This is a genomic window from Mesorhizobium sp. C120A (genome assembly GCF_030323105.1).
Classification (GTDB): Bacteria; Pseudomonadota; Alphaproteobacteria; order Rhizobiales; family Rhizobiaceae; genus Mesorhizobium.
On the sequence record NZ_CP100476.1, the window covers coordinates 837,640 to 859,437 of the forward strand.

Consider the following 21,798-nt stretch of genomic DNA (forward strand, 5'->3'; position numbering starts at 1 on the left):
CAGTCATGACACGTTTTCTTCTTGCCGGCGCCTGCGCGCTGGCGTGGATGCTGATGCCGGTGGCCGGCGCGCAAGCACAGACCGACACGGTCCTCGTGCCGGCAGAAGATCCGTCCGCCGCCGATCCGGGCGCGTCGAGCAATGCGGCCCTGGCGGACGATGACAGCCAGGGGCCGGTCCCGTTCGAGGGCGGGCAGCTGACCATCACCCAGCCGGAGCAGGATGGCGAAAAGGTGCTGGCCTATGACGGCAAGCAGCTGGCCAGCAATTACGACGTGTTCTTCGACAGAACAGTCAAGGTCGGCGGCGTCGACGTGGCGCTGGTCGATGTCGGCGACGGCGGCAACCAGTGCGGCCCGGCCAAGGTCATCGTCTGGAAGCCGGAAGGCGGCGAGATACAAAGCCTCAAGGTCGAACAGGACGAATGCGGCGCGCCGCCGGCGGCGGTGGCCGACAACGCCATCTATTTCGTGCCGTATCTGTTGCCGGGCGATACGAAGCAAGCGCTTCAATGGTCGCCCAGCGACGGGCTGACGATCTCGGGCGACCTGACCTACGCGCCGGAGCCGGGTACGGACTGGAAGGACGTCGATCCGGCCAAATACCAGAACATCATCGACGCCTTCCACAATGAGGCCGTCTACAAGGCGGCGCAGACGCTACTCGGCGACACCATGCCCGACATGGCGACCAGCCTGCTGGTCGGCGGCGGCACCGAAAAGACGGCGTCGGGCGCCTTCTACGCCACCGGCTGCGTGCCGCACGCATGCGGCAGCAATGACGGTTTCATGGCGGTCGACCCGGCCAAGCACACGCTCTACTTCGCCCGGCGCGGCGACAATGGCGAGCCGCAGGCGTGGCCTGACGTGAAGACCTGGCCTGCGGATGTGAAGGAAGCAATGGACAAGGCGCAGGAGTCGGGGAACTAGGGTTCGCGGCAGCGCGGCGAACACTCGGTGTTCATGCTTGTTCCGTCGCGATCCCGGGCATCTCCCGCTCAAGGGGGGAGATCAGACGTCACTCTGGCTTTCGCCAATCGCAAATGTGGAAAGCGAGAAAGGCGTCCGAACTGCTAATCTCCCCCGTTGAGGGGGAGATGGCCGGCAGGTCAGAGGGGGGTGCTGTCCCGCCGACGACCAAGATTTGCACCTGACTTGGCCCATGGCCTGGCCGGCCCTTTCCCTGCAAAGTGTCCGAAACCACAGCGAGGCTCCATGCGCACACTCATCTCCACCGGTTCGCCCTTCGAAAAAACCGCCGGCTATTCGCGCGCGGTGGTGCAGGGCGACTGGTGCTTCGTCTCGGGAACCACCGGCTATGACTATGCGACGATGGCCATGCCGGAAACGGTGGAGGCGCAGACGCGCAATTGTCTGGCGACCATCGCCGAGGCGCTGAGGGATGGCGGCTTCGACATGGCCGATGTGGTGCGGGCGCATTACTACATCACAGACCGGGCCATCGTGGACGTCGTCTTCCCCATCCTCGGCGAGGCTTTCGGCGAGATCAGGCCGGCGGCGACGATGATCGTGTGCCAGCTCAACAAGCCGGAAATGAAGATCGAGATCGAAGTCACGGCGCTGCGGCGCACGGCTTGAGGAGGCCAAAGCCATGACGGTCCGGCGCATCGTAGCCAATATCGGGACGCAGGACGCGGCGGCGGCGAAACGCTTCTATCAGGACGTGCTTGGCCTCGATGTGCTGATGGATCAGGGCTGGATCGTCACCTACGGGTCCGACGAACGGATGCAGGTGCAGATCAGCTTCATGGCCCAGGGCGGCTCCGGCACGCCGGTGCCGGACCTCTCCATCGAGGTCGACGATGTCGATGCGGCGCTGCAAGGCATGAAGGCCGCCGGCTTTGCCGTCGAATACGGTCCGGCCGACGAGCCGTGGGGCGTACGGCGGTTTTATGTGCGCGATCCGTTCGGCCGGTTGGTGAATATTTTGTCGCACAAGTGATTTGTTCCTCTCCCCCGCCTCTGGCCACGGCGAGGAACCCAGGTCTTGAGAGGCGGGCGCCGCCGTAGCGTTCTTCATCCCCTTGCGCCGCAAGCTCTTGGCGTTTAGCAAGGCCGCGGTTTCTCCAAACAGCATCGGACGGTTCTCCATGGCTTCGAAAAATCTTCTCCTGCTCGCCGGCGACGGCATCGGCCCCGAGGCGATGGCCGAGGTGAAGAAGCTGATCGCGGCCATGAACGCAAAGCTCGGCAGCGGTTTTGCCACTGATGAAGGCTTGGTCGGCGGCTGTGCTTACGACGCACATGGCGCGGCGATTTCCGACGCCGACATGGCAAAGGCGATGGCTGCGGATGCGGTTCTGTTCGGCGCCGTTGGCGGGCCGAAATGGGACAAGGTGCCTTACGAGGTGCGTCCCGAGGCCGGGTTGCTACGGCTGCGCAAGGATATGGAGCTGTTCGCCAATCTCCGGCCCGCCATCTGCTATCCGGCGCTGGCCGCGTCCTCTTCGCTGAAGCAGGAGGTGGTCGAAGGCCTCGACATATTGATCGTGCGCGAGCTTACCGGCGGCGTCTATTTCGGCGAGCCGAAGCAGATCATCGATCTCGGCAACGGCCAGAAGCGCGGCATCGACACGCAGGTCTACGACACGTTCGAGATCGAGCGGATTTCGGGCGTCGCCTTCGAGCTGGCGCGCACGCGCAAGAACCACGTGACATCGATGGAAAAGCGCAACGTCATGAAATCCGGCGTGCTGTGGAACGAGGTCGTCACCCAGACCCAGAAGACTCGCTATGCCGACGTCAAGCTCGACCACATGCTGGCCGATGCCGGCGGCATGCAGCTGGTGCGCTGGCCAAAGCAGTTCGACGTCATCGTCACCGACAATCTGTTCGGCGACATGCTGTCCGACATCGCCGCCATGCTGACCGGATCGATCGGCATGCTGCCGTCGGCCTCGCTCGGCGCGCCCGATGTGAAGACCAAGAAGCGCAAGGCGCTGTACGAGCCGGTGCATGGCTCGGCGCCCGACATTGCCGGCCAGGGCATCGCCAACCCGATCGCCATGATCGCGTCGTTTGCCATGTGCCTGCGATATTCCTTCGGCATGGTCGATGAGGCCGACAAGCTCGAAGGCGCAATAGCCGCCGTGCTCGACGACGGGCTGCGGACGAAGGATATTTTGTCCGAGGGCATGACCGAAGTCGGCACTGTCGCAATGGGCGATGCCATCATCGCCAAGTTCCTGGCTTAGCGGCCGACTCAGCGGATCTCGCCGGCCAGCCGTTTCAGCAGGCCGACGAGTTGCGCCTCATCCACGGCTGAGAAAAAAGCAGCGTCGGCGGCTTCGACGGCGACGATAGCGCGCTGGACTGCGGCCGTCCCCGTCGTGGAGACGCGGATCACCTTGGCGCGGGAATCCCGCGGGTTGGTGTCCCGCACAATCAGTCCCTTTGCCTCGAGCCGGGCGACGACGTCCGATGTCATCTTCACCTCGGTGCCGGCCTGGGCGGCGAGCTGCACCTGGTTAGGCGGCTCGCCATAGCGGCCGAGCCACATCGCCGAAGCCAGCAGCACGAACTGGACATGCGTAAGGTCAAGCGGGGCCAGCGCCGCCGTCATGACGCGCTGCCAGCGCATGGTGGTTCGCCAGAGCAACAAGCCGGGGCTCTCGGATGGTCCGCTGAAGCGCGTTTGCAGATCCCCCCGATCAGCCACCGTTCGCCAACTCCCTTGCCTGCTCGAACAGTTTGGCCATCGAAGTGTCGAAATCGCCGCTGATCTGCGGCCCGAGCTCTGGTCCGACCTCGGCGGCCGATGGGCCGGAAATCTCGAGGCGATGCGTCACTTGAGTGCCACCCTCGACCGGCGTCAGCGTATGCCTGAACAGCAGTTTCGTGTCGCCGAACGAGGTCTCGTCGGCATAGGTTACAGCGTCGACGAGGTCGACGATCGTCGATTCGAAGGTGTCCTGCCCGACGGGCGTTACAGAGACGCGGGTGCCCTTGGCGAACGGGCCGTGCAGCACGAAGGTATCGGACCCTTCGTAGGTGAGGCGGCCTTCGTGCAGCGCCTTGAGCGCGTTCCAGATGGCCTGCGCCGAAAGGGGGGAAATTGCGGTGTACTCGTTGGTCCACATTTGTCTTGGCTCCATCATCCGTTTTCGATCGTCGATTTGATGATTGCACAGATTATCTATGCACAGACTAAATGGCAAGAGAAATATTTCGTTCGTTCGGTCAAAACAGCAGCTGCCTTCCCGGCTGCGACCTAAGCCATTGTTATAGCACGGCTGTCCGCAAACAGCCGGCTGCTCATTTCTTGGTGCGGGTCTAGGCTCCGCCTCCTCCAGGCACCGGCCCCCACTGGTTTTCGTGGGCCTGGGTCGGGATCAATCCGAGTATCAGCGCGAGGATCAGCGTAGCCGGAGCGAACATGAAGGTGATTGCGAAGTAAGGTATTGCCAGCCAGCCGGTCAGGCCGATGTCGTGCAAGCGGCGCACGACGAGCCCGACCCAGGGCAGGAACGTCGCTAGCCAAAACAGCCCCCAGACGCCGATCATCACAATCGGCCAGTTGCCGGCATCGAAATTGCCGACGGCCTGGTCGGCGAGGGCGCCGGCAATTCCGACCAGGATGAAGCTGACGGTCCAGAACAGGCAGTAGCCCCAGAATTCCTTGCGGCGGGCGCGTTCGGCGAAGTTGATGTAGTTGCGCGTCACGCCTCGCCAGAAATAACCCGGCAGTCCGCTATCGCGAACCGCGCCGTCTTCCGCCAGGCGGCCGAAATGCTGTGGGGCGGCTGAACCGGCAGCCGCCTTGGGCGGCGCGGCGCTTGCCGCTGGCGCAGCGGTGGCGGGACTGGCGGGCTGGGCGCGGATTGAAAAAACGTCGCGCGCCTGACCGCTTGCCGGCAGAAACTCGACCACAGCGCCGTTCGCGATCACGGTATCACGGCGCAGATCCTCGCGCGCGAAGGTGTAGCGGTTGCCGTCCGCCCCGGTGATGAAGCCGAAACCCTGGGCCTCGTCATAGTGAAGAACTTCGCCGCGCATTTAGCCTCGCCCCCGTGCAGGCACAGACTGTTCAAAGTTGCGGCGGACTGCAAGGGGGTGGACGAAATGGAGGGCGAACGGTTCAGGCATGAGTTGCTTTATTTTCCGGTGCGTTGGCGCTGCCCCTCACCTGCCTGCCGGCATCCTCTCCCCGTATAGTGGCGGGGAGAGGGGTCGCTGTTATCGACGATTCCGCCAATCGCCAACGTTGCAAGAGAGCGCCAAGGCTGCGGTCAGCCCTTTCTCCCCGTCACTATACGGGGAGAAACGCCCGGCAGGGCAATGAGGGGCAGCGCCTGCATCTGTAATTGGCCGATAAGAGCCTCAAACCGGCCGCTTCTTCGGTTTCTTGTTCTTCGGCGGTCCAGCCTTGTCGAATTTCGGTTTCCCGGCCCAAGGCTTTGCATCGCCGGGGGGCCGTTCCCGCTTCTCGAATTTCGGCTTGTGTGCGCTTTGCGGCGCCTCGAACGGGCGCTTGCCGCGATGCGGCTTCTTGTCGGGCTTCGGCGCCTGGTAGCCGGCCCGCGACAGGTCGGGCGTGCCGTCCAGGCGCTTCACCGCAATGTTGCCCTGCAATTTCTTGTCGGGGCCGACGGCGGCGAGGAAGCGATCGGCCCAGTCGGCCGCGATCTGCACGTAGGTCTCATCCTGCTGCATCTTGATGGAGCCGATCTCGCGCTTGGAGATGTTGCCGGTGCGGCACAGCATCGGGATCAGCCAGCGCGGCTCGGCATTTTGCTTGCGCCCGATCGACAGCGAGAACCAGACACTGTCGCCGAAGTCGTCGCGCCGGCTTGGCGCTTCATCGCGGCGCTCGAATTTTTCGCCCGCCGGTTTGTCACGCGAAGGCGTGAACGGTGCGACATCCGTAAGCTCCTCGGGCGCCGAGCGGCTGGCGCGGCATTGGCGCACGAAGGCGGCCGCAATCTGTTCGGCGCCATGCCTGGCCAGAAGCGTGTCGACGAAACCGCGCTCGTCCTCGGCTACCGGCTCGTCGAAGACTGGATCGGCAAGGATGCGCTCGTCATCGCGCTTGATCACGTCGTCGGCCGAGGGCGGGCTCGCCCATGTCGCCTTCAGCCCTGCATTCTGCAGCAGGCGCTCGGTGCGCTTGCGGGCGCCGTTGGGCACGATCAGCGCGCTGACACCCTTGCGGCCGGCGCGGCCGGTACGGCCGCTGCGATGCAGCAGCGTTTCGGGATTGGTCGGCAGATCGGCATGGATGACCAGTTCGAGATTGGGCAGGTCGATGCCGCGCGCGGCGACATCCGTGGCGATGCAGACTTTGGCGCGTCCGTCGCGCATCGCCTGCAGCGCGTGGGTGCGTTCGTTCTGGCTGAGCTCGCCCGACAATGCGACGACGGAAAAATTGCGGTTGTTGAAGCGTGCCGTCAGATGATTGACGGCGGCGCGGGTGTTGCAGAACACCAGCGCGTTCTTCGCCTCGTAAAAGCGCAGCACGTTGATGATGGCGTTCTCGCGGTCGGGATAGGCGACATTCAGCGCCCGGTATTCGATATCGAGATGCTGCTTTTCCTCGCCGCCGGCCGAGATGCGTACGGCGTCGCGCTGATAGCCTTGCGCCAGCGTGGCGATCGAGCGCGGCACGGTGGCCGAAAACATCAGCGTGCGGCGCTGAGCCGGTGCGGCATCGAGGATGAATTCGAGGTCCTCGCGAAAGCCGAGGTCGAGCATCTCGTCGGCCTCGTCCAGCACCACGGCTTTCAGCGCCGACATGTCGAGGGAGTTGCGGGTGATGTGGTCGCGCAGGCGGCCGGGCGTGCCGACGACGATGTGGGCGCCGCGCTCCAGCACGCGCCGTTCGGAGCGCATGTCCATGCCGCCGACACAGGACGCGACGGTGGCGCCGGTCGGCGCGTAGAGCCATTGCAGTTCGCGCATCACCTGCAGAGCGAGCTCGCGTGTCGGCGCCACGGCCAGCGCCAGCGGTGCGCCAGCCTGGTCAAAACGTTCGGCGCTGCCCAGAAGGGTCGGCGCCAAAGCGAGGCCGAAGGCGACGGTCTTGCCGGAGCCGGTCTGCGCCGACACCAGAGCGTCGGACTCGCCGAGCTCCAGCACCGCCTTCTGCACCGGCGTCAGCTCGGTATAGCCGCGTTTTTCCAGCGCCTCTGCCAGCGCAGGAACAATAGCTTCGAAATTGGACATCTCACTCTTTCGGAATTCAGGGTCTGGGCTCATCATGGAGCACATGCCGGGGCTGACGCACGCCAGCCAAACACTATTTGGGCGTTCGTACTTCTTGCGGCCGCTATTGTACAGAGCAGGCGTGTGCCTCCCGCAATTGACTCCTGACGCAAACCGCGTAAAAGCCGGCATCGAACGGGATCATTTTCGATGCGCGGCCTTCTGATGGCTCTTCTTGCATTCGACTTCCCCGGCCACAATCATGGGGCCGGGCGCGTTGGCGCGTCTTACCGTTCCAGCAAAACTATGGCCAAAACCACCACCAAAACGGTGTGATTCCCTTGGCCTAACCACCCTCTCCCGGGTCCGGCCTGGGGGACGAAACCCGCATTGGCCGGCGGGTTTTCTCCAAAAACCAAGCGGAGAGGGACAGGAGATTTCTGATGAGTTTCAAGGTTGCGGTAGTCGGCGCCACGGGCAATGTGGGTCGCGAAATGCTCAACATACTGGAAGAGCGCGGCTTTCCGGTAAGCGAAGTCGTGGCGCTGGCCTCGCGGCGCAGCCAGGGCACCGAAGTGTCGTTCGGCGACCGTTCGCTGAAGGTCAAGACGCTCGACCAGTATGATTTTTCCGACACCGACATCTGCATCATGTCGGCCGGCGGCAACGTCTCGAAGGAGTGGTCGCCGAAGATCGGCAAGCAGGGCTGCGTCGTCATCGATAACTCGTCGGCCTTCCGCTACGACCAGGACGTGCCGCTGATCGTGCCGGAAGTGAACCCGGATGCGATCTCGCTGTTCACCCGCAAGAACATCATCGCCAATCCGAACTGCTCGACGGCGCAGCTGGTCGTGGCGCTGAAGCCGCTGCACGATGTCGCCACCATCAAGCGCGTCGTCGTCGCCACCTATCAATCGGTATCCGGCGCCGGCAAGGAGGGCATGGACGAACTCTTTACACAGACCCGCGCGGTGTTCGTCGCCGATGGCGTCGAGGTCAAGAAGTTCACCAAGCGCATCGCCTTCAACGTCATTCCGCATATCGACGTCTTCCTCGACGACGGCTCGACCAAGGAAGAGTGGAAGATGGTCGCCGAGACCAAGAAGATGCTCGACCCCAAGATCAAGCTGACGGCGACCTGTGTGCGCGTGCCGGTGTTCATCGGCCATTCCGAAGCCGTCAACATCGAGTTCGAAAAGCCGATCACCGCCGACGAGGCGCGCGACATCCTGCGCGAAGCGCCAGGCTGCCAGGTCTTGGACAAGCGCGAGGATGGCGGCTACATCACGCCGCTGGAATCGGCCGGCGAGGACGCCACCTTCATCTCGCGCATCCGCGAGGATTCGACCATCGACAACGGCCTGTCGATGTGGATCGTCTCCGACAATCTGCGCAAGGGCGCGGCGCTCAACGCGGTGCAGATCGCCGAGCTTCTGGTCGAGCGCGGCCTGATCCAGCCGAAGAAGAAGGCGGCCTGACGGCTGGTTTGTTTTCGCTCACGGGGTTCGGCCTTCGGCCGATTCCGTTTATCGCTCACGGGCCGTATCGCCGCTGCCGCGGCTGGCCCTCCGCGGGGCGCCGGAAAGCCGGCGGCCCGTAGTCGCGGGCTCGGCCTTCGGCCGAAGCCTTCCTTCTCCCCGTTCACGGGGAGAAGGTCCCGGCAGGGGGATGAGGGCAGCGCTGACCTCTGTTGAGAAACGCCTTTGAACGATCCCACCAAAATCGTGCTGCGCCCCGCCACGGCTTTGGATGCCGCGACCATCGCCATTGTCATGCGGGCCGCACTTGGCTCGTTCTCCTGGATGCCGGTCATCCACACGCCGGATGAGGATCTTGCCTTCATCCGCGAGATCGTGCTGTCCCGGCAGCAGGTGACGGTCGCCGAGGCCGGCACCGGCATTGTCGGCTTCATTGCCCTCAGCGGCGATTGGGTGGAACAGCTCTATCTCGACCCCGCCTGGACGGGGCAAGGCATAGGCAGCCGGCTGCTGGTGCAAGCGACCGCCGCGCTACGGATCGTTAAACTGCATTGCTTCCAGGCCAACACCGGCGCGCGTCGCTTCTACGAGCGCCATGGCTTTCGCCCCGAGGCGTTCGGCGCGGGCACCACCAACGAAGAAGGCCTGCCGGATATTCTCTACGTGCGTCGAGCTTGATATTCAGCCGGCGTTATCCTTGGCCAGTTGGCGCAATAACTCCATCGCTTCCTCGGCCCGCTCAGCGGGCACGAACAGATGGTCATGATAGAAAGCAGAGACCGGATTGACGCCCATGCCGGCGGCGGCAAGCCGGGCGGTGATGGCGGCGAGGAAGCCGACGGCTTCCAGCGAGGAGTGGACGTTCAGGGTGATCATGCGGCAGCGGAACGAAGCGGTCAGCCCGGCCGCCCGTGCCGCGTCCTCGGTCACGATCAGTGTCACACCCTCGCGCTCGCGAAAGACCATCACGGGATCGAGGCCTGCCTGCCGGCTGATTCCAGGTGTGAGCGTAGCGAACACGTAGACGTCCGGCAGCAGTTCCGGCGTCATCGCCGCCAGCAGCTTTTTCAGATCAGTCTCGCCGGCCATTCGCTCGTCTCTCGCCCAGCCCTATCAATAGCCGTGACTGGTGGATGTCGATAGTCCGTCAAGGTGGAGGGACAGCGCCCCCTCTGCCCTGCCGGGCATCTCCCCCGCAACCAGGGAGATCGGCGGTTTCGATGCTCCGCTCATTCATGGAACATTGCCGAAGCGGTCGAGCGTGTAATCTCCCCCTTGCGGGGGAGATGGCCGGCAGGCCAGAGGGGGTGTGAAGGATCGCCACGCAGCGGCTTTTGCTTGCTGCTACCCAAAAAGAATCCGCACCCTGTAGGATCGCCGCCCCATCGCTCGTCCTTGGTCCGAAGCCAGCAAACGGCTCGAACCGCTTAGGAGGGAACACCCGTGAGTATTTCTCAAACCATGCCCGTCTCATCGGGCGCCCTGTGGACCGGCCGCGTGCTCAGCGGCCTCATCATCCTGTTTATGATCTTCGACGGCGTCATCAAGCTGCCGCCGCTCGATGTCGTCACCCAGACCATGGTGCCGCTCGGCTGGCCGGCCGATGTCAATGTCGCGCGCACGCTCGGCATTATCGGGCTGATCTCGACCGCGCTCTATGCGCTGCCCCGCACCTCGGTGCTCGGCGCCATCCTGCTCACCGGCTATCTCGGCGGCGCCATCGCCACAAATATGCGCGTCGGCAGCCCGTTGTTTTCGCACACGCTGTTTAGCGTCTATCTCGGCATCATCCTGTGGGGCGGTCTCTATCTGCGCGACCCAAGCGTGCGCGCCCTGATCCCGTTCAGCCGTTAAGCGAGGAGAAAAACATGCTCAGCACCATTCTCATCCTCCTGGTCGTCATCATCGCCGCCGTGCTCATCTATGCGGCGACGAGGTCGAATGATTTCACCGCCCGCACCGCCAGCATCAAGGCCGCGCCGGAAGCGATCTTTCCGCTGATCAACAATTTCAAGCACTGGCCGGAATGGTCACCCTACGAAAAGCTCGACCCGCTGATGAAGCGCACACTGTCGGGCGCTGATGCCGGCAAGGGCGCCGCCTACGCCTGGGAAGGCAATGCCAAGGCCGGCAAGGGACGCATGGAGATCGTCAATTCCGTGCCATCCTCGCTGGTGTCGCTGAAGCTCGACTTCGAGAAGCCGTTCCGGGCCAGCAACAGCGTCGACTTCACCCTGAAGCCCTCGGGCGACACCACCGCAGTCACCTGGGCAATGCGCGGCAGCCGGCCCTTCATTGCCAAGCTGATGGGCCTGTTCATGAGTTTCGATACGCTGATCGGCAAGGATTTCGAGGCTGGCCTCGCCAATCTGAAAAAGGCAGCCGAAAGGTAGAAAAGCCTGGATTTTCAACAAGCTCGGCGGCGGTCGGCACGAATGTGACCGGCGCGGACACCGCGATCTCTCACGTCATCGGGATCAAATCAGCCGTCTGGGAGTTAGAGCCGTGGCGGCGAGGACGGCGATCCGCGTGAGAGAGGAACGATAATGAAAAGAGCGATGATCATTCTGGTACTGGCGACCGCACTGGGTGCGTGCTCGCAAACCGAAAAGGGTGCCGCGGTCGGCGGCCTCGGCGGCGCGGCGGTTGGCGCAGCTGTGGCAAATGATCCGGTTCAGGGCGCCGTCGTCGGCGGCGCCGTCGGCGCCGTGGCCGGCGCGCTGATCGGCCGTGCCAGCGAAAGCGGTCAATGTCGCTACCGCGGCCGCAACGGGCGCACCTACATCGCCAGCTGCCCCGACGGTTATTGAACACAGCCAGGTCCAACATCGGAAACCGGCGGCTATAGATCGCCGGTTTCGCTGTTGCCCAAGGCAGCTGGACCATGGCTGCCTGCGCTACAGCAATCCCCGGATATGCTCCCAAGCCAGGCGGCCCAGGCGTGTGTCGGCGTCGTCATTGCCGCCATGGGCGTGCAGCCCCGAGCGCGGCGTGTTTTCGCCCGGCAGCAGAATGCGGTGGCCGGCGTCGGGCACTGAGACGAGGCAGGTGGTCATTGCTGTGTCCTGGCGACGCCGAACGATCGACTGGGCAAAATCCAGCGATGGCCATAGCGCGTCGTCGCCGCCCGCAACCAGAACAATGTCGGCTGAAATAGCTTCGGCGGGAATGGCAGCCTTGGCCGCTGCGTCCTCGAAGGTTTGCAAGGCACGTAGGAAGAGCCGCCGGTAGGACACCAGACCATCGACATACTCGGCGTTCCAAGCGGGATTGCTTGGGACAAACGGCAAAGGAATCCCCTCGATCGTCCACGACGATCGTTCCGGCCAGCTGACGCCGTCGCGGCCCGGCCCGATATTGCCCCAGACCACCGATGTCGGGCTGATCGCAACAAGGCCGATGCGTGGATCGTGAGCCGCCGCAAGCAGGGAGGCCTCGGCGCCTTTCGAGGTCCCGACATAGACGATGCGCCGGCATCCCATCTGGACAAGATAGTCGGTCGCCGCGAAAAACGTTTCGAGCGGGATCTCGCAAATGCCGGGCACCTGACCTTCGCCGCCAAACCATTGCAGCGCGAGAGCGGATGCTCCTTCCTTGGCAAAGAGCCGGGCGCGGGTGACGTCGATGCGGCCGCTCGATCCGCTGAGCACGACGACGCCTGTCGTGGCGCCGGCGCATCGCAACAGCGTTCCGGCTACGCCGCCGAAAAGGGTCTCTTCCGTGACGGTCCGCTCAGTCATCTTTCGTTCGAACGCATATGACATCGCCGCACATTAGCAAAACGGCGGGCACAGGCCCGCCGTTTTGTCGATGCGATGACGCGATGCTTATTCGGCGGTGGCGGCTTCCGCTTCGGCCGGGGCTGCAGCAGCGGCGGCAACGGCGGCGGCAGCGTCTTCCTGGGCCTTCTTCAGCAGAGAGGCACGTTCCTGCGCCTTCTTGCCGGGCTCGGCCTTCTTCGGGTTGGAGCGGGCTTCGCGCTTGAGGAGGCCGGCCTCATCGAGGAAGCGCAGCACGCGGTCGGTCGGCTGAGCGCCGTGCGACAGCCAATGCTTGACGCGGTCGGCGTCGACCTTGACGCGCTCGCCGTCCTTGGGCAGCAGCGGGTTCCACGAGCCGATCGACTCGATGAACCGGCCGTCGCGCGGCGAACGGGCGTCGGCAATGACGACGTGGTAGTAAGGGCGCTTCTTCGAGCCCGCACGGGCCAGTCTGATCTTCAAGGGCATTTCATTTCTCCTAAATTTCTGATTTCAGTGTTGGGTTAATGGCTTTGTCTGGTGCAGGTCGTTGTCCCAAAACCGCTGCGCACTTTTGGGCGACATGCACTTTGTTAGCCGGTTTTGCTTGCGCCGTTGGACGCGGCGATCTGCTCGTGATGGCGGATCACTTCGCGGACGACGAAGTTGAGGAATTTTTCCGCGAAATCGGGGTCGAGATGAGCGTCCTTCGCCAGCTGGCGAAGGCGGGTGATCTGCTCCTGCTCGCGCGCCGGGTCGGCGGGCGGCAGGCCATGCTCGGCCTTGAGCACGCCGACCGCCTTGGTGCAGCGGAAGCGCTCGGCCAGCATATGAATGAGGGCGGCGTCGATGTTGTCGATCGAGGCGCGATAGCCGGCCAGGATGGTGCGTGCGTCGGCCATGTCTTTTTCTTCGTTCATAGCGTCCTCACTTCTTCTTTCCGAGGCCGGGCAGACCACCGCCGCCAAGGCCGGGAAGCTTCATGCCGCCGGGCAGACCGGGCAGGCCACCGCCGCTCGGGGTGGGCGGGCCCTTCATGCCGCCAAGGCCGGGCATCTGCTTCTGCAAGGCTTCGAGCTGCTTGGGATCCATCTTGGAGAGGTCGGGCATGCCGCCACCCATCATGCCGCCGGGGCCACCCGGCATCATGCCGCCGAGGCCCATCTTGGAGGCAAGGCCGCCCATCATGCCGCGCATCAGGCCGCCGCCTTTGCCCTTGCCGCCCATCGCCTTCATCATGTCGGCCATGCCGCGATGCATTTTCAAGAGCTTGTTGATCTCGGCCGCATCCGTGCCTGAGCCGGCGGCGATGCGCTTCTTGCGCGAATGTTTCAGCATGTCCGGATTGGCGCGCTCGGCCTTGGTCATCGACGAGATTATGGCGAGTTGGCGGCCGAACATCTTGTCGTCGAGGCCGGCGGCCGCCATCTGGTCCTTCATTTTGCCCATGCCGGGCATCATGCCCATGATGCCGCCCATGCCGCCCATTTTCGACATCTGCTGAAGCTGGCCGGCAAGGTCGTTCAGGTCGAACTTGCCCGACTGCATCTTTTTGGCCATCGCCGCCGCCTGCTCGGCGTCGATGTTTTCGGCGGCCTTTTCGACCAGCGAGACGATGTCGCCCATGCCGAGGATGCGGTCTGCAATACGCTTGGGGTGGAATTCCTCCAGCCCGTCCATCTTTTCGCCGGTGCCGATCAGCTTGATCGGCTTGCCGGTGACGGCGCGCATCGAAAGCGCGGCACCGCCACGGCCATCGCCGTCCATGCGGGTCAGCACCAGGCCGGTGATGCCGACGCGCTCGTCGAAGCTTTTGGCAAGGTTGACGGCGTCCTGGCCGGTCAGCGAATCCGCGACCAGCAGGATTTCGTGCGGGCTCGACATCTTCTTGATGTCGGCCATCTCCACCATCAGCGGCTCATCGATATGGGTGCGGCCGGCGGTGTCGAGGATGACGACGTCATGACCGCCGAGCTTGGCTGCCTGGACGGCGCGCCTGGCGATGTCGACCGGGTTCTGGCCCGCAATGACAGGCAGGGTCGCGACTTTGACCTGCTCGCCGAGCTGGCGCAGCTGCTCTTGCGCCGCGGGCCGCCGCGTGTCGAGCGAGGCCATCAGAACCTTCTTGTTCTGGCGCTCGGTCAGGCGCTTGGCGATCTTGGCCGAGGTCGTCGTCTTGCCGGAGCCCTGCAGGCCGACCATCATGATGACGACCGGCGCCGGCGCATTGAGGTCGATGGCGACGCCCTCGGCGCCGAGCATGTCGACCAACTCGTCATGGACGATCTTGACGACCATCTGTCCGGGCTTGATCGACTTGACGACGGCGGCGCCGACGGCCTTCTCGCGCACCTTGTCGGTGAAGGAACGCACCACTTCCAGCGCAACGTCGGCTTCGAGCAGCGCACGGCGCACCTCGCGCAACGCCGCCGAGACATCAGCCTCCGACAGCGCGCCGCGGCCTGTCAGGCCGTTCAGGATGGAGCCAAGGCGCTCCTGAAGTGATTCAAACATTGGTCAACCCGCCGCGCGAGAGCGCCTTGGATTCATGGTGATCCCTGTCGGGCCGATGGCCCTCCACGCCTCTTGTGCGCTCCTGCAGCGATTCAAACATTCCGTTTCCTTTTTCTCAGGCACCCCGATGGTGCCCGAGAGGTAGTGCGTTCGCGCCGCTCATCCAAGCAAAGCTCAAAACCAAAAAGCACCCGGGGCGCTCAGCGCTGCCGGGTGTTGGCCTCCAGGATCTGTTTACAGCACCCACCTCAAAAGGTTTTGGCGTCCTGGTCGGCTTGCTCGGAGGGATACTCGTCGCGGATTTCGGGGCTGTAGACAGGAAATCGGCCGAAGAGTCAAGACAAGGGCGGCTTGCCGGTCTCTGGATCGGTCCCTGTTTAGTTCACCCTGCATCCCGAGGGTCGGCCGTAACCTTCAGCGGCGAGCGCGGGTGCAGAAGCAGCAGGATCGTCAGCAAGGTGCAGACGATACCGATGGCGGCGATGATGACGGCATCCGTCGTCGTCCAGTCCGGACCTTCCAGCGGCTTGGCGTTGAACAGGGCGAAGGAATTGTAGTTCTCCTGATGCGAGATCAGCAGGAAGCCGGTGAGATTGTTGCCGAGATGGGCGCCGAAGGCGGCGCCGAGATTGCCGGTGACATAAACCACCAGCGTCAACAGCAAGGCGAAGGCGGCGATCGAGGCCAGCACGCAGGCGTTGATGGCGGGGGTCGAGCCCGGGCTCCAATGCAAGGAGGTGAACAGCAAAGCGGGCAATAGCGCCCACACGTAAGGGCTCTCGAAGCGCCTGGCCAGGCCGCGCAGCAGATAGCCGCGAAACAGCATCTCCTCGGACGAGGTCTGCAGCAGGGTCAGCGCCACGATCGGGAGCAGGAACAGCAGCCAGGTCGACAGGTTGATCGTGCCGCGGGCGATTTCGGGCTGTAGCCAGTAGAGCAGGATTTCGGAAAGCGCCGATGTGATCAGCACCGCGACCAGGCCCTTGAGGAAGCCCGACAAGGACACGCGGCGACTGGCGCCGAAAAGCGCCGAGAGCGGCTCGCCATGGACGAAACGCATGGCAAGCCAGAGGCCGAGCCAGATGCCGGTAAACGAGGTGAGTGCGGCGAGTATGCCGATGGGCGAGGCCAGAAAGCCCTGAAGCGGCCCGCGCGGATCGTCCGGCAATACATGCCAGACGATCGCGACATAGGTGCCGCCAAGCACCACAACCAGGGTGATCGCCACCCAGAACAGGACGACGACTGCCGTTCCAATTATCAGCCGCGGCAGGTTCGTCTTTTCGGTGGCCGTGTTGCGATAGCGCTCGAAGGCGGCTGGATCTGATATCACGCGAGTTCCTCTGCCGAACGCATCGGGTCGCATGATCTAGGGGATCGTCGGCTCTCGCGCAATTGCTGCTGTTCAGCGACCCTTTTGCCGCCCTCAGCCTCGGCAGGAGGGCGGCACGAGTTCACTTGTCATTCTTTCCAGGCAAAATCAGCGCACGACGTACATGATGCGCCGTGTCTGCGGGTCGACCAGCGCCTGCTGGCCATTCACATAGACGTAGCGGTAGCGGTAGTCGGGGATTTCGCGCAGTTCGACCGTGTCGGGCAAGGTGGCACCGGTCACCACCTCGCCCTCGAGATAGACAGGATCGAGCCGGTGCGTGCTGACATAGGTGCCGACTTCCGCCGGTGGCCTGTCGATGGCGTCGACGGGGCCGTCGTCGGACAGAATCGCACCGGTATAGGTATCGGGATAATCATCCTGCGGCGGTGTAACCACGGTGATGGCGGCGTTGGCGGGGCGGCGTGTCAGAACGACCCGGTTGCCGCCGAAATCGGCCGTGACATAGTCGGAATAGACCCAGCCCTGGCCTCCGGCTTCGGCAATGGTGCACCATTTGCTGTTTTCGATGCAGCCATTGAGCGTCGCCGACTGGCCGGCGGCGAGCACGCCGATCACAGGATATTGCGGGCCGGGGCCGGCGCGCACATTAAGATCGGTGACGGCCGAGACGGCGGTATCGGCGAGTGCCACACCCGACATCGCGACAAGCGCCCCGGCGACGGCCGGAAACAATATGCGTCTCATGGTTTCTCTCCCTTTCATGGTCCCCCGCGACACCAAACGAAACCAGAACGCATGCGTTCCGGCTAAAATACCGACGCCAGCTCACGATTTGTTCCGGTTTCTTTCGGCAAACCGGTCAAAAGCTCATGCACGAAGCTGAGTTTCTGCGCCGTCACGTCCGAAATGACGAAGGGATAAAGGTCGGGCAGGCCCATGCAGCGGTTGATCGAGTTGGAGGCTTCCGAGAGTACCAGCCAGCGGGCGAGAATCTTTTCGAACGGCTCGGGCACGGCGTCAGGTTCCGCGGGCGCCGCCTGCAACCGGCCGCCGGTGTCGCCTTGCGGCAGCACATTGGTCTCCATCGTCTCAAGCTGGCCGAGTGGAAAATTCAGCGCGTGCACCATCTCCAGCGTGTCGGTGATGTGGAGATGGTGCGCCCAGGTCTCGGCCCAGTCTTCCCATGGATGCGACGTCGCATAGGCGGAGATGTGGTTCTGCTGCCAGTCGGGCGCAGCGCCATTGGCGTAATAGGCCTTCAGCGCCTGCTCGTAGTCGGAGCGTTCGTCGCCGAACAGCGCCCGGAAGGCATCGAGCCGTTGCGGCTCGTCGCGGATCAGCCGGTCCCAGTAGTAATGGCCAAGCTCATGACGGAAATGACCGAGCAGCGTGCGGTAATTTTCGCCCATCTCGACGCGACGCCGCTCGCGCTCGGCCGAGTCCGCCTCGGCGACGTTGAGCGTGATCAGGCCGTTGTCGTGGCCGGTAAGGATGCGTTCGCCGCCGGGACCGCCGCCGATCGGATCGGCAATGAAGTCGAAGGCGAGGCCGATTTCGTCGGCGTGCTTGTGCTTGGGCGCGACCGGAAGGCCGAAGGCGAGCAGCGAATAGACGGCGCGCTTCTTGGCCGCCTCGACGCGAATCCAGCGGCGGCGGTTGCCGTCGACGGAGAGGTCGGGGATCAGCTGGTTCAGCAAGCAGGCGCGGCAGTAGGTATGGCCCGGTTCGGCCATCCAGTTGCAGGCGCATTCATCCGCATTGGTGCAGTGGAAGATGCCGTCGACGTCAGACAAGGCAAAGCGCGCATGCTCGGGATCGTAAAGCACGAGACTCCCGCAATTCAGGCACTGCGCATTCTCGAAGTAGAGGCGGTGGCCGCAATGCGGGCAGTCGAACAGTTTCATGTCGATCTCGATGCGTCAGGCGTTGGCGTATGGCGTCAGAGGAGGAATATGGTGCGGAGCGGCGCCTCGCCCAAACGCCCGCCACGGGCCGCCGTTCCATGCCCCCGTCACCTCTTTTTACCCGAGCAGCGAATTCGCCTGCCCGGCGCCCGGGCGTTTCGGCCACAATAAGCACTTGATCGTAAGCAAATTCCGCTGCATTGGCCAGGGTAGCGCCGGGGGTACGGTGACAATGGCGCGTTTCGCTGGCAAGTTCGCAACCGGGACGTGATTCAGGCAATCAGGAGAAAAGCATGGCATTGCTTGCCAAGGGAAAGATTATTGCTGCCGCGGTGGTCGCGGTACTTGCGCTGGCGACGGGCGCGCAGGCGGCGGCCAGCTGCGGCAAGACCGGCGCGGGCTTCGAAGCGTGGAAGCAGGACTTTGCCGCGCAGGCCAGGTCCGAAGGTGTCGGCGGGAAGGGTCTGGCTGCTCTGGCCGGTGCCAGCTACGCGACAAAGACAATCTCCGTCGACCGCGCCATCCACAAGGCTTTCAGCGGTTCGGTGGACGCCTTCATGAAGCGCCGTGGCGGAGCTGCGATCATTTCCAGGGGCCGTGCGCTGAAGAAGTCGAATGCGGCGATGTTCGACAGGATCGAGAGCAATTACGGCGTGTCGCCGGGCGTGTTGCTGGCCATCTGGGGCATGGAAACCGGCTTCGGAGCCTCCCTGGGCAACCAGAACACGGTCTCCGCCATTCTGACGCTTGCCTATGATTGCCGTCGCCCGGGGTTCTTTTACCCGCATGCCATTGCGGCGCTGAAGCTGGTCGATCGCGGCGCGCTGAGCGCCTCGTCGGTTGGGGCTGCGCATGGCGAGATCGGCCATACGCAGTTCCTGCCCGGCAATGTCCTGAAGTATGGCGTCGGCAACGGAAATCTGCGCGACAAGGCGACGGCCTTGGCTTCGACGGCCAACTTTCTCAAGGCTCATGGCTGGCGGGCGGGTGCGAGCGCGAGTGCGAATATGGGGGCCATCGCCGGCTGGAATTCCGCGAGCGTCTACCAGCAGGCCATCGCCCAGATCGCCGACGCGATCGATGGCGGTTGATAGAAATATCGAGATCGAAGAACGGAAAGCCCGGCCATGCGCCCGGGCTTTTCTGCAAGGACTGGAGCTTTTGGCGGTCAAACCGTTCAGCAGCCGAGCGGCTACCCGCCTTTTATGACCTTCCAGATGTCCGTGGACTGGTCGAACTGGAGGCGGTTTATGTCGGAGAAGGTCAGCCGGCCGGTCTTCATGGCATCGACAAGGCGGCGGCACAGCAGTGGCGGCATGCGCTCCAGGGAAACGCCCATAAAAGCGGCGATCTCGTGTTTGGCCGATATATTCGATATGGCCACCTTGCTGACGCAGCGATCGAATGCCGCCTCGGGATCCTGTCTCACTTGCTCCTGCCCAGTCTGGCAACCGGCCAGCATGACGACCATTGCAGGCAGGGCCACAAACCACGGCTTCATTGTCAGCTGCCCCCATCGATTGTGAGGAGGCTAGATAAGGGCCCGAAAAGATCAAGCAGGAAAAGCACTGAGTTCTTTGCCGTCGCTCTATTTCTTTGTTTTTACGCAGTTACGGACGAAGTCGGGCATGCTCTTTCTCGAATTGCTCGATCGTTGGCGCAAATGCCGGCTGAGCGCCTGGGCTCTCAATAATGTGCGTAGCCGCTCAACGGGCACTTCTGGGAAATAGGAACCTCGAAGGCGCCTTCAGTACCTTTGCAGCTCCGGAATTTGGAGTTGCGCAGCACCGGCGCGGCCCTGGCAGCCGCCTTTGACTTGCCCTTGATGACCAGCCATATCTCGGTGGGCAGGTCTAGCTGCACTCTGTTCAAATCGGAGTAGCTGATCCGCCCGCTGCGGACCCCTTCGCCAAGGCGCTGGCAGAACAGGGCTGGCATGCGCTCCTGCGAGACGCCCATGAAAGAGGCGATTTCGTGCTTGAACGTGATGCTCCACAAATGGACTGCGGAGATGCACCCGTCCTGCTCGCGTTTCGCGGCCGCCTGCGAGGACTGGCATCCGGTAAAGACGATGGCCGCCGCAAGCATGAGAAAAATGGCGTTTTTCACGATCGGAATCCCTCGTCCCGCGAAGGAATTTAGATGAGGCTTTTAAAAGGTCAAACGGAAACCATGTCAGCCAGCTTGGCCTCTTATATTAGAGGTACCAAATAAAAACCCTGCGTGACCGCCGGGTTTTCCTGGAACACTAGTTTGGTTCACCCTTGCGGCTCCTTGCCGCCAGCGTCCTCAGCCGCAGCGCGTTGAGGCGGATGAAGCCGGCGGCGTCCTTCTGGTCGTAGGCGCCGCGGTCATCCTCGAAGGTGACCAGGGCGTCGGAATAGAGCGTCTTCTTGGATTTGCGGCCGGTGACCATTACATTGCCCTTGTAGAGTTTCAGGCGCACCGTGCCTTCGACGTCCTCCTGGCTCTTGTCGATCATCGCCTGCAGCATCAGCCGCTCGGGCGAGAACCAGAAGCCGTTGTAGATCAGTTCGGCGTAGCGCGGCATGAACTCGTCCTTGAGATGGCCGGCCCCGCGGTCGAGCGTGATCGATTCGATGGCGCGGTGGGCGACGATCAGGATGGTGCCGCCGGGGGTCTCGTAGACGCCGCGCGATTTCATGCCGACGAAGCGATTCTCGACCAGGTCGAGCCGGCCGATGCCATTGTCGCGGCCAAGATCGTTGAGGGCCGTCAGCATCTCGGCCGGCGACAGTTTCTTGCCGTTCAGCGCAATCGGATCGCCCTTCAAAAATTCGATCTCGATCTCGGTGACCTTGTCCGGCGCCTCCATCGGCGAAACGGTACGCTGGTGGACGAATTCCGGCGGCTCGCTCCACGGGTCTTCCAGCACCTTGCCCTCGGAAGAGGAGTGCAGAAGGTTGGCGTCGACCGAGAACGGCGCCTCGCCCCGCTTGTCCTTGGCCACCGGGATCTGGTGCTGCTCGGCGAAGTTGATCAGGTCGGTGCGCGACTTGAACGACCAGTCGCGCCACGGCGCGATGACCTTGATGTCGGGATTCAGCGCATAGGCCGACAGCTCGAAACGGACCTGGTCGTTGCCCTTGCCGGTGGCGCCATGCGCAATGGCATCGGCCCCGGTCTCCCTGGCGATCTCGACCAGGTGTTTGGAGATCAGCGGCCGGGCGATCGAGGTGCCGAGCAGGTAGGTGCCTTCGTAGACGGCATTGGCGCGAAACATCGGGAAGACGAAGTCGGCGACGAATTCCTCGCGGACATCGACGACGCGGATATCCTTGATGCCCATCATCTCGGCCTTCTTGCGCGCCGGCTCCAGCTCGCCACCCTGGCCGAGATCGGCGGTGAAGGTGACGACTTCCGCGCCGAGCTCGGTCTGCAGCCATTTCAGGATGATGGAGGTGTCGAGACCGCCGGAATAGGCGAGCACGACCTTCTTGACGTCTTTTGTCTTGGGCATTGCTGGGGACATTTTGGCGGTTCCGCGCGTGAGTTTCGCGGGCGAGGTATCACGGCATTTCCGGCCAGCGCAAGGGATGAACGGGCGCCGGCCGCCGCAGCCGCTGGACCAGATGCCACGCTAGTCAGTTGCTGGCGTGAGCGGGGAGGCTGCGTTATAGACCGACGATCATTCGCCAGGGGCCA

25 protein-coding genes are annotated in these 21,798 nt (G+C 63.4%); 10 read left to right on the forward strand and 15 right to left on the reverse strand.

Annotated features, from left to right (window positions below; translation table 11 throughout):
* The first annotated feature begins 5 nt into the window (after positions 1-5).
* From NL532_RS04105 to leuB, 4 genes are all read left to right on the forward strand, one after another.
* Positions 6-929: an Ivy family c-type lysozyme inhibitor gene (locus NL532_RS04105; RefSeq protein ID WP_023683819.1), complete on the forward strand. Its 924-nt coding sequence runs from the start codon at positions 6-8 to the stop codon at positions 927-929.
* 285 nt (positions 930-1,214) lie between these two features.
* On the forward strand, positions 1,215-1,598 hold the full coding sequence (locus NL532_RS04110; RefSeq protein ID WP_023828757.1) for a RidA family protein: 384 nt from the start codon (positions 1,215-1,217) through the stop codon (positions 1,596-1,598).
* A gap of 13 nt (positions 1,599-1,611) precedes the next feature.
* Positions 1,612-1,962, forward strand: a complete 351-nt coding sequence (locus tag NL532_RS04115) for a VOC family protein (protein ID WP_023671691.1) — start codon at positions 1,612-1,614, stop codon at positions 1,960-1,962.
* Positions 1,963-2,110: 148 nt separating this feature from the next.
* Positions 2,111-3,214 (forward strand): 3-isopropylmalate dehydrogenase, encoded by a 1,104-nt coding sequence (leuB, locus tag NL532_RS04120; protein ID WP_023732861.1) that lies wholly within the window; start codon positions 2,111-2,113, stop codon positions 3,212-3,214.
* 8 nt (positions 3,215-3,222) lie between these two features.
* On the opposite strand, the gene NL532_RS04125 is transcribed toward leuB, so the two are convergent.
* From NL532_RS04125 to NL532_RS04140, 4 genes are all read right to left on the reverse strand, one after another.
* Positions 3,223-3,600: a MarR family winged helix-turn-helix transcriptional regulator gene (locus tag NL532_RS04125; RefSeq protein WP_023671693.1), complete on the reverse strand. Its 378-nt coding sequence runs from the start codon at positions 3,598-3,600 to the stop codon at positions 3,223-3,225.
* Between the two features lie 70 nt (positions 3,601-3,670).
* Positions 3,671-4,099: an SRPBCC family protein gene (locus tag NL532_RS04130; protein WP_023821938.1), complete on the reverse strand. Its 429-nt coding sequence runs from the start codon at positions 4,097-4,099 to the stop codon at positions 3,671-3,673.
* A gap of 193 nt (positions 4,100-4,292) precedes the next feature.
* The gene (locus NL532_RS04135; protein WP_023740120.1) at positions 4,293-5,015 is read right to left on the reverse strand and encodes a DUF805 domain-containing protein; all 723 of its coding nucleotides are present in this window, start codon (positions 5,013-5,015) and stop codon (positions 4,293-4,295) included.
* Positions 5,016-5,339: 324 nt separating this feature from the next.
* Positions 5,340-7,181, reverse strand: coding sequence for a DEAD/DEAH box helicase (locus tag NL532_RS04140; RefSeq protein WP_023828756.1), 1,842 nt, complete (start codon positions 7,179-7,181; stop codon positions 5,340-5,342).
* A gap of 422 nt (positions 7,182-7,603) precedes the next feature.
* Between NL532_RS04140 and NL532_RS04145 the strand changes: the two genes are divergently transcribed.
* Together NL532_RS04145 and NL532_RS04150 are read left to right on the forward strand one after the other, a co-directional pair.
* The gene (locus NL532_RS04145) at positions 7,604-8,638 is read left to right on the forward strand and encodes an aspartate-semialdehyde dehydrogenase (RefSeq protein WP_023671698.1); all 1,035 of its coding nucleotides are present in this window, start codon (positions 7,604-7,606) and stop codon (positions 8,636-8,638) included.
* Positions 8,639-8,863: 225 nt separating this feature from the next.
* Complete coding sequence (locus NL532_RS04150) at positions 8,864-9,316, forward strand: GNAT family N-acetyltransferase (RefSeq protein ID WP_023671699.1); 453 nt, start codon at positions 8,864-8,866, stop codon at positions 9,314-9,316.
* 3 nt (positions 9,317-9,319) lie between these two features.
* Here the strand turns inward: NL532_RS04150 and NL532_RS04155 are convergent, their stop codons facing one another.
* A complete protein-coding gene (locus NL532_RS04155; RefSeq protein WP_023671700.1) occupies positions 9,320-9,727 on the reverse strand; it encodes an ACT domain-containing protein in 408 nt (135 codons plus the stop codon).
* Positions 9,728-10,081: 354 nt separating this feature from the next.
* Between NL532_RS04155 and NL532_RS04160 the strand changes: the two genes are divergently transcribed.
* The 3 genes from NL532_RS04160 (at position 10,082) to NL532_RS04170 (ending at position 11,448) form a co-directional block, all read left to right on the forward strand.
* Positions 10,082-10,492, forward strand: a complete 411-nt coding sequence (locus NL532_RS04160; RefSeq protein ID WP_023687655.1) for a DoxX family protein — start codon at positions 10,082-10,084, stop codon at positions 10,490-10,492.
* A gap of 14 nt (positions 10,493-10,506) precedes the next feature.
* Positions 10,507-11,031: an SRPBCC family protein gene (locus tag NL532_RS04165; RefSeq protein ID WP_023828755.1), complete on the forward strand. Its 525-nt coding sequence runs from the start codon at positions 10,507-10,509 to the stop codon at positions 11,029-11,031.
* 153 nt (positions 11,032-11,184) lie between these two features.
* Positions 11,185-11,448: a YMGG-like glycine zipper-containing protein gene (locus NL532_RS04170; RefSeq protein WP_023687657.1), complete on the forward strand. Its 264-nt coding sequence runs from the start codon at positions 11,185-11,187 to the stop codon at positions 11,446-11,448.
* A gap of 87 nt (positions 11,449-11,535) precedes the next feature.
* On the opposite strand, the gene NL532_RS04175 is transcribed toward NL532_RS04170, so the two are convergent.
* The 7 genes from NL532_RS04175 to NL532_RS04205 form a co-directional block, all read right to left on the reverse strand.
* Positions 11,536-12,378 (reverse strand): acyl-CoA thioester hydrolase/BAAT C-terminal domain-containing protein, encoded by an 843-nt coding sequence (locus NL532_RS04175; RefSeq protein WP_023828754.1) that lies wholly within the window; start codon positions 12,376-12,378, stop codon positions 11,536-11,538.
* Between the two features lie 87 nt (positions 12,379-12,465).
* Positions 12,466-12,867, reverse strand: coding sequence for a 30S ribosomal protein S16 (gene rpsP, locus NL532_RS04180; RefSeq protein WP_023671705.1), 402 nt, complete (start codon positions 12,865-12,867; stop codon positions 12,466-12,468).
* 104 nt (positions 12,868-12,971) lie between these two features.
* Complete coding sequence (locus NL532_RS04185; protein ID WP_023671706.1) at positions 12,972-13,298, reverse strand: chorismate mutase; 327 nt, start codon at positions 13,296-13,298, stop codon at positions 12,972-12,974.
* Between the two features lie 7 nt (positions 13,299-13,305).
* Positions 13,306-14,892 (reverse strand): signal recognition particle protein, encoded by a 1,587-nt coding sequence (ffh, locus tag NL532_RS04190; RefSeq protein WP_023671707.1) that lies wholly within the window; start codon positions 14,890-14,892, stop codon positions 13,306-13,308.
* Between the two features lie 382 nt (positions 14,893-15,274).
* Positions 15,275-16,225, reverse strand: coding sequence for a CPBP family intramembrane glutamic endopeptidase (locus NL532_RS04195; protein ID WP_023828753.1), 951 nt, complete (start codon positions 16,223-16,225; stop codon positions 15,275-15,277).
* A 147-nt stretch (positions 16,226-16,372) separates the two neighbouring features.
* Positions 16,373-16,972 carry a DUF1236 domain-containing protein gene (locus tag NL532_RS04200; RefSeq protein WP_023828752.1) on the reverse strand — a complete coding sequence of 200 codons (600 nt, stop codon included), beginning with the start codon at positions 16,970-16,972 and terminating at the stop codon, positions 16,373-16,375.
* Between the two features lie 62 nt (positions 16,973-17,034).
* A complete protein-coding gene (locus NL532_RS04205; RefSeq protein WP_023828751.1) occupies positions 17,035-18,132 on the reverse strand; it encodes a zinc-binding metallopeptidase family protein in 1,098 nt (365 codons plus the stop codon).
* Positions 18,133-18,425: 293 nt separating this feature from the next.
* Here NL532_RS04205 and NL532_RS04210 point away from each other — a divergent pair, with 293 nt between their 5' ends.
* Positions 18,426-19,223 carry a lytic murein transglycosylase gene (locus tag NL532_RS04210; RefSeq protein WP_023671711.1) on the forward strand — a complete coding sequence of 266 codons (798 nt, stop codon included), beginning with the start codon at positions 18,426-18,428 and terminating at the stop codon, positions 19,221-19,223.
* Between the two features lie 101 nt (positions 19,224-19,324).
* Here NL532_RS04210 and NL532_RS04215 read toward each other — a convergent pair whose 3' ends face one another.
* The 3 genes from NL532_RS04215 to NL532_RS04225 form a co-directional block, all read right to left on the reverse strand.
* Positions 19,325-19,603, reverse strand: coding sequence for a hypothetical protein (locus NL532_RS04215; protein WP_023671712.1), 279 nt, complete (start codon positions 19,601-19,603; stop codon positions 19,325-19,327).
* Positions 19,604-19,818: 215 nt separating this feature from the next.
* A complete protein-coding gene (locus NL532_RS04220) occupies positions 19,819-20,241 on the reverse strand; it encodes a hypothetical protein (protein ID WP_245270220.1) in 423 nt (140 codons plus the stop codon).
* 139 nt (positions 20,242-20,380) lie between these two features.
* Positions 20,381-21,613: an argininosuccinate synthase gene (locus tag NL532_RS04225; RefSeq protein WP_023828749.1), complete on the reverse strand. Its 1,233-nt coding sequence runs from the start codon at positions 21,611-21,613 to the stop codon at positions 20,381-20,383.
* Positions 21,614-21,798: the final 185 nt, after the last annotated feature.